General features: G+C 38.6%; 5 protein-coding genes. 1 reads left to right on the top strand and 4 read right to left on the bottom strand.

From position 1 onward, the window contains the following. Positions 1-73: 73 nt before the first annotated feature. The 4 genes from AC1XUO_RS23420 to AC1XUO_RS23405 form a co-directional block, all read right to left on the bottom strand. Positions 74-799, bottom strand: coding sequence for an SDR family oxidoreductase (locus AC1XUO_RS23420; RefSeq protein ID WP_483332265.1), 726 nt, complete (start codon positions 797-799; stop codon positions 74-76). A gap of 118 nt (positions 800-917) precedes the next feature. After that, complete coding sequence (locus AC1XUO_RS23415; RefSeq protein WP_483332264.1) at positions 918-1,364, bottom strand: YybH family protein; 447 nt, start codon at positions 1,362-1,364, stop codon at positions 918-920. 9 nt (positions 1,365-1,373) lie between these two features. Then, positions 1,374-2,288 carry a helix-turn-helix domain-containing protein gene (locus AC1XUO_RS23410; RefSeq protein WP_483332263.1) on the bottom strand — a complete coding sequence of 305 codons (915 nt, stop codon included), beginning with the start codon at positions 2,286-2,288 and terminating at the stop codon, positions 1,374-1,376. A 54-nt stretch (positions 2,289-2,342) separates the two neighbouring features. Next, positions 2,343-3,350, bottom strand: a complete 1,008-nt coding sequence (locus AC1XUO_RS23405; RefSeq protein ID WP_483332262.1) for an aldo/keto reductase — start codon at positions 3,348-3,350, stop codon at positions 2,343-2,345. Positions 3,351-3,773: 423 nt separating this feature from the next. On the opposite strand from AC1XUO_RS23405, the gene AC1XUO_RS23400 reads away from it, so the two are divergent. Next, complete coding sequence (locus AC1XUO_RS23400; RefSeq protein WP_483332261.1) at positions 3,774-6,191, top strand: ABC transporter permease; 2,418 nt, start codon at positions 3,774-3,776, stop codon at positions 6,189-6,191. Positions 6,192-6,222 lie beyond the last annotated feature (31 nt).

The raw sequence follows: 6,222 nt of genomic DNA, 5'->3' as shown, positions 1-6,222 counted from the left end.
TTTGATATACAAAAAAGAAATGCTTGTCACGGCTTTTTAGAGCCAGGCAAGCATTTCTTTTTTGTTGCAGGAATTAATTTGCATTCATTCTGGCAAATACATTCTTTAAATCTTGCGAACCGGCATTGGCCATTTGTTCGCTGAATCCGAAGGTCAGCTCATTTTTTCCTTCTTTCAATTGCCGGAAAACGGCATTTATAAAATCACTTACCGGAGGCGCGGTGTCGTGCAATCCCTTTCCTCCTAAATCCGTATTTAAAGCAGGTGGAATCATTTCGATCACCTCAATATTTTTCTCCTTCAAAACTTGTCGGAGTGATAAAGTGAATGAATGGAAAAAGGCTTTCGTAGCAGAATAAACGGGCACTTTTGTCAGTGGAACAAAGGCAAGGCCGGAAGTTACGTTGATAATCGTATCCAGCGATTTAAGCTTGATAAATAAGGAAGTCAGGTGTAAAGGCGCCTGAATGTTGGTATCAATCTCGCTTTTTGCCCTTTCAAAAAAGTCTGGGTCTGAAACAGACATCCACTGCTGGATACCCGCGTTATTGATCAGCACATTTACTTCACTATGATTTTCCGAGATCCAGTCAAACAATTCCTGCCGTTCAGATTCTTCCGATAAGTCGCAAACTTTCGTGATGACGGATGGATATTTTTGAGCTACTCCCTGTAAGGCCGACTCACGTCTCCCGCAAATAATCACCGTATTATTTTCAAGAATAAACCGCTCCGTAAGTCCCAAACCGATTCCGCTCGCACCGCCGGTTATTAAAATTTTATTCCCAGATAATTTCATAATAGTTTGTTTGAAGTTTAGACAACAAAGATGAAACCAATCTGACTTTTACTCTGGTGCATTTTAAAATATAAAATTGAGGTGCATCAACCTTGCTAGCGATAGTGGTTTTTGCTTTCTACAGTTTTGCCTGGTCTATTGCCTTGTATAATTTCCAATCACCGTCTATTTTTTTCCAAATGTTAATATACTTCGCAGCGTTGTGAGTGCCTGTTTTTGATGTCGAAGTGAAAACGCCTACTTCCAGCGCAACATTTTCAGATAACAGCTCTATAGTGGTTGGTGTGCTTTTTAGGTCAACACCCGTTGAAGCAACTTTTTCATAAAATGGTTTCAGTGCATTGATCCCAACCACTTCTTTTCCGTTTTTCAGAAATAAGACAGCATCTTTTGCGTGCATTTCCAACACGAAACCAGGATCGCCATTTTTTATCGTTGTACGCATTTTTTCATACTTTTTAATAATGATTTGTTTTATCTCATCATTAGCGTTTGAACTTTCATATTTGCTATACGATAGAAAAAATGTGCAAATCAGAACTGATAATACTATTGATTTAATCATATCCAAAGTTTAATTAAATGAATTCCTATACTCAATCGGTGTCAGATTGGTTTTACTTTTGAATAGTTTGCTAAACGATTGTGAGTACTCAAAACCCAACTGGTAAGCGATTTCACTTACCGTCAGATTAGTATTCGTTAAAATTTCTTTTGCCTTTTCAATCAACTTATTATGTATGTGTTGCTGGGTATTTTGCCCGGTCAAACTACGCAACATATCGCTTAAATACGCAGATGAAACATGGAGTTCAGTCGCTAATTTTTCCACTGTGGGTACTGGTAAATCTGAATCGTCAGTAAAATATCTGGCTAATTTTTTTTCAAAGTTTGTAAGCAAATCGTTGGTTGCCATTTTTCTGGTAATGAATTGCCGGCTGTAAAAACGATTGCAATAACTTAATAGCAATTCAAGGTTGGAGACGATTACATCCTGACTGAAATGATCTAATCTGGCGTTTATTTCTTTTTCTATGTTATGAACAATTGCTTCAACTGTTTTTTCTTCTTCGTCTGAAAGATGTAATGCTTCGTTTACTTCGTAAGAAAAATATCCATAGTTTTTAATTGCTTTTGCTAATGGATATTGCCTGATTAAATCGGGGTGGAACAATAAAGACCAACCATCATTGTTTCTATCTTCATCACTATCGACCCTAATTATTTGATTTGGGGCTATAAATGACATTGTACCATCATCAAAATCATAATGGTTTTTACCATATTTTAATTTCCCTTTAAGACTTCTTTTGATTGATATATTGTAAAAATCTAAAAGTAATTTTTGATGGGAGGGTTGACCATAATTCTGAATTTGGGAATGGTCAATAATCGTTATTATCGGGTTTAATGGACTTGGTAACCCCATAAAAGAATGTAGCTCTTTTATGGAATCTATCTTTCTTATGTTTTGATCCGTGTTTTTCATAAGCTGAAAATAAGCAGGCAGCTGTGATTAAATGCCTGCTTATTTTTTTTGAAATTAAACATTTTGAAAATCAACTCCTGAACTTCTGTCCATTGTCATTATTTCTAAAACATTTCCTGGATATTCAACCGGGAGTTTGCTTACTTCATTCAACTGATTTAATTCCTCTGTTGTAAATGCAATATCAACAGATTTTAAGTTATCGTGAAGCTGATGTATTTTGGTAGCACCAATAATTATACTGCTTACCACTGGCTGATGTAACAGCCAGGCTAACGCTAACTGAGAAATAGAAACTTGCTTTTGCGCTGCCATTGGTGTAAGCACATCTAAAACATCATAAGCTCTTTCTTCGTGAGAAGGCAGAAACGGAAAAGCATTTAATCTGCCTTCGCCCTTTTGGCCATCTCTCTTATACTTGCCTGTAAGCAAACCACCACTTAACGGACTCCAAACCATCATTCCTACTTTTTGGTCTTGCAGCATTGGCACAATTTCACGTTCTGCGTCTCTCACGTCTAATGAGTAATTGGCTTGTAAAGAGGAAAACCTATCTAAATGATTGTATTGTGAATACGCCAAGCCTTTCATCAATTGCCAGGCAGAAATATTGCTTGCCCCAAAATACCTGATTTTCCCGCTTCTTACTAAATCGTCCAATGTTTTGATGGTTTCTTCAATAGGCGTTAACGGGTCGGCTGTGTGAATTTGATATAAGTCAATGTAATCGGTACCAAGTCTCTTCAAACTTCCTTCAACTTGTTGAATAATATGCTTTTTTGAAAGTCCCAAATCATTTTGTCCTTTACCCATCGTGCCTCTCACTTTGGTGGCCAAAACTAAATCGTCTCTGTTGATAGCAAGATTTTTGATTGCTTGTCCAATCATTATTTCTGAAAGTCCTTCGGAATAAATGTTTGCCGTGTCAATGAAATTTACCCCAGCTTCTGTTACGGTTTTAATTTGTTCATCAACTGCATTTTGATCCAGATTGCCCATATAACCGAAAAAGCCTTTTCCGCCATAATTCATTGTTCCCAAACACAGCGTTGATACTTTCAATCCTGTATTTCCTAATATTTTGTACTTCATTATTTAGTTTGATTGTGAAGTACAAAGGTGATCAGTTAATAAAATTGGTTTGTGTCTAAAGTGTAGTTGTTTGTGTTCAAAATGAGGTTCGATGTTGTTTTCAGGTTTATTACGATTACCGCTATTGATACAGATTTGCGAAGGTTCGGAACTGTAAATTCGTACAAGACTTCTATGCAAGTAACTGACCGTTTTCGAATGAAACTGTTCACTTTCGGACATTTTCATTTTGATTAAAACCTCAATAGGGCGTTTCAGCACAGATTTGAAATACTGGTACGAATATTTTATACAAGGAACTATGTTATGCAATGTACCGAAATTATATTGTTACTTTGCGTACAATCTGTTAGCCATGAAACAAAATTTTAGTCGCTTTAAAACTAATTTGCAATGATCAGGAATTACCTTAAAATCGCCTGGCGAAATCTTTTACGTAACCGTATTTTTTCTGCCATTAATATTGTCGGACTGGCTATCGGGCTGGCTTCGTGTATGCTGATCAGTTTATATGTACTCGATGAATTAAGTTATGACCGCTTTAATGAAAAAGCGGATCAGATTGTCCGTGTTGTTTTCAAGGGAACAATGAACGGTGGTAAGATAAACGAGTCGCACGTCATGCCACCGACGGCGGGAGTTCTAAAAGCTGATTATCCGGAAGTCATTGAAGCTACGCGTCTTCGGCAGGCTGGCCGCCCAAAAGTGCTGATTGGAGACAAGCAGTATTCCGATGAAAATATGGCTTTTGTAGACGCTAATTTTTTCAAAGTTTTTACTTTACCCTTTACAAAAGGAAGCGAAAAAACGGCATTAACAGAACCAAACACGATCGTAATCACAGAAAATACGGCTGCTAAATATTTTGGTAACCAGGATCCGATTGGCAAGGTTTTAAACTTTAAAGGATCAGATACTCCTTACAAAGTGACAGGTGTAATTCAGGACGTTCCGGTGAATTCGCACTTCCGGTATGAGCTGTTTGGTGCACTTAGCGGATTGGAAGAATCTCGTTCTGATTCGTGGATGGTATCAGAATTTTTTACTTATCTTCTTTTGCAAAAGGGATATGACTATAAAAATCTTGAAGTTAAGTTGCCGCAGACCGTCGAAAAATACATGGGCCCACAGCTAAAAAAAGCGATGGGAATTTCACTGACCGATTTTCGCAAGTCGGGTAATGACATAGGGCTTTATCTTCAGCCTCTGACGGATATCCATTTGTATGGCGATGCGGTTTATGATTTGAGTAATAGCGGTGATATCAAATACGTCTATATTTTTGGAGCAGTTGCAGTCATTATGCTCATTATTGCCTGCATCAATTTTATGAATTTGTCGACAGCCGGCTCTTCCAAAAGAGCAAGAGAAGTGGGTGTAAGAAAAGTGATGGGCTCAGAAAAAAAGGAACTGGTATTACAGTTTTTGCTTGAATCGGTTTTACTGACTTCAATTTCTCTGGTATTGGCAATTATTTTTGGTTTACTGGCATTGCCGCTTTTCAATGATTTATCAGGCAAAGATTTGTCATTACAGCTGAAAGCCGTGCCGCAGCTTATTCCTTACCTTTTGCTTTTTGGGTTAGCCATCGGACTTTTAGCAGGCAGTTATCCGGCATTTTTTCTTTCGTCCTTCAAACCTATTTCTGTTCTGAAAGGCAGATTCAACTTTGACAAGAAAAGTATCAGCCTGCGAAGCGGCCTGGTGGTCGTGCAGTTTTTTATTTCTATCACATTGATGATCGGCACGACAGTCGTATATCAGCAGCTCAAATACATCCAGAATAAAAAACTTGGTTACAACAAAGATCAGGTATTGGTTTTAGATACCTGGTCTCTGGGGAAAAATCAGGAGGCTTTCCATCATGAACTTTTACGCGATCCAAATGTAGTGAGTGTGAGCTCGTCTGGCTTTCTTCCTGCCGGTCCGTCTAACAATAATAACTACATAGTTTTTCCTGACGGAAACAATACCACGCTGGTAAAAACGCTGCGTTATGAAGTCGATTACAATTACATTCCAACGCTGGATATGAAAATGGCCTATGGACGTAATTTCTCAAAAGATTTTGGGAATGATTCTTCGGGTGTGATTATCAATGAAACTGCCGCCAACATGTTAGGTTGGAAAAATAATGCACTGGACCATACCATCAGCAGGGCTAACAACGAAGGGACAATCTCAACTTTTCGAGTTATCGGAGTCGTGAAAGATTTTCATTTCCGGTCGCTTCACGAGCGTATAACGCCATTGGTTATGACACTCAGCGGGGGAGCGGGAACAATGATCGTTAAACTCAAAACGAAGGATGTGAAAGAGGTGCTCTCGAAAATGAAAATAACGTGGGACGGCTTCAAGCCAGAAAATCCTTTTGCATATACTTTTCTTGATGAAAGGTTTAACAACACTTACAAGGCCGAACAAAAGACCGGACAAATTCTCGGCGTATTTGCTGGGTTGACGATCTTTGTTGCCTGCCTTGGATTATTCGGGCTGGCCACTTTTACGGCCGAACAACGCACCAGAGAAATAGGCGTACGCAAAGTTTTGGGCGCGTCTGTTTCTGGTATTGTAATGCTTCTTTCGAAAGATTTTATAAAACTGGTATGCATCGCTATCGTTGTGGCCATGCCGGTTGCATGGTATGGTATGAACAAATGGTTGCAGGAGTTTGAGTACCGGATCGAGATTTCGTGGTGGATGCTTTCCGTTGCAGGTATTCTCTCCATTGCCGTTGCACTGTTTACAGTTTCTTTTCAGTCGGTAAAGGCCGCTTTGATGGATCCTGTAAAAAGCCTTCGTTCTGAATAGGTTAGTTTCATTTGCAACTTTAATATTCCTA

This window comes from Dyadobacter sp. HNCC25DJ186 (assembly GCF_056895235.1).
This window is presented reverse-complemented; position numbering and strand designations above follow the sequence as displayed.

What these genes read in the sequence shown, in the direction of transcription:
- AC1XUO_RS23420 (WP_483332265.1), bottom strand. Translation starts at nt 799, where the DNA reads ATGAAATTATCTGGGAATAAAATTTTAATAACCGGCGGTGCGAGCGGA.
- AC1XUO_RS23415 (WP_483332264.1), bottom strand. Translation starts at nt 1,364, where the DNA reads ATGATTAAATCAATAGTATTATCAGTTCTGATTTGCACATTTTTTCTA.
- AC1XUO_RS23410 (WP_483332263.1), bottom strand. Translation starts at nt 2,288, where the DNA reads ATGAAAAACACGGATCAAAACATAAGAAAGATAGATTCCATAAAAGAG.
- AC1XUO_RS23400 (WP_483332261.1), top strand. Translation starts at nt 3,774, where the DNA reads ATGATCAGGAATTACCTTAAAATCGCCTGGCGAAATCTTTTACGTAAC.